Origin of the sequence: Acetobacter suratthaniensis, assembly GCF_017377745.1 — a bacterium.
GTDB lineage: Bacteria > Pseudomonadota > Alphaproteobacteria > Acetobacterales > Acetobacteraceae > Acetobacter > Acetobacter suratthaniensis.
Genome location: NZ_JAFVMG010000066.1, coordinates 1 through 418, shown reverse-complemented (window position 1 = coordinate 418; position 418 = coordinate 1). Strand labels below are relative to the sequence as shown.

General features: G+C 62.9%; 1 protein-coding gene. It reads left to right on the top strand.

The window, feature by feature from the left end:
• On the top strand, nt 1-418 hold a 418-nt coding region (locus tag J2D75_RS14325), incomplete at both ends, for a POTRA domain-containing protein (RefSeq protein WP_207855464.1).

Sequence of the window (418 nt, the reverse complement as noted above, 5' to 3'; positions counted from 1 at the left end):
CCCACGCCAGCCCACAGCAAGCCCGAACCCCAACGACCTGACCCTGCCGGGCAAAGAGGCTCCGCCCCTGCCGCAGTCCAATGCGGTTGTGATCCCCGCCCTCAAGGGGCTTGTGTTCATTCCCGACAATGCTGCCCTCAAGGCCGCAGGCCTGCCCGCCGGCTCCAGTGGAGTGCACCATGCGGGCCTTCCCCTGCTCGATCAGGCAACCTTCGAGCATGAGATCGCCGCCTATCTCGGCAAGCCCCTGCGCATGACCGACCTGAACACCATCGCGGCAAAGGTCAGCACACTCTACAAGGCCGAGGGGCATCCGTTTGTATATGTCTCCATCCCGCCGCAGAACATCAGTGGCGGCGTGGTTCAGATTGTCGTAACGGAATACCGGCTGGGCGCGGTTAAAACCGCAGGAAACCAT